The organism is Blautia sp. AM29-29 (assembly GCF_003480555.1).
Classification (GTDB): Bacteria; Bacillota; Clostridia; order Lachnospirales; family Lachnospiraceae; genus Fusicatenibacter; species Fusicatenibacter saccharivorans.
This window is the reverse complement of sequence record NZ_QUJD01000006.1, coordinates 1-408: the sequence shown is the minus strand read 5'-3', so window position 1 is coordinate 408 and position 408 is coordinate 1. Positions and strand designations below refer to the sequence as shown.

Genomic DNA, 408 nt, shown 5'->3' with positions numbered 1-408 from the left:
GGAACAAATGTTTGATATATTCCTATGCATATGGTATACTATTTTTATGAAGAAAGATATGTTTACAATTAATAAAAATGGTCTTTCCTATGGTAGAGGATATGTGTACTCTCTGCAGTATCATCTGGTCTGGTGTACAAAGTACAGAAAAAAGGTTTTAAAAGACGGAATTGATGTGGAATGCAAAGAAATGCTGGAAAGTCTTGCACAGGAATATAAATTTCAAATCCTGGCTATGGAGGTTATGCCGGATCATATTCATCTGCTTGTAGATTGTCGACCACAGTTTTATATTTCAGACATGATCAAAATCATGAAGGGGAATCTTGCGCGCCAGATGTTCCTTTTGTATCCAGAGCTAAAGAAAGAGTTGTGGGGAGGGCATTTGTGGAATCCGTCTTATTGTGC

The 408-nt window shown here is 37.0% G+C and carries 1 protein-coding gene; it reads left to right on the top strand.

Annotated elements, in window-relative coordinates:
* Positions 1 to 46: 46 nt before the first annotated feature.
* Positions 47 to 408 (top strand): IS200/IS605 family transposase (tnpA, locus tag DW769_RS05490; protein ID WP_118750137.1); only part of this gene is annotated, 362 nt, incomplete at its 3' end.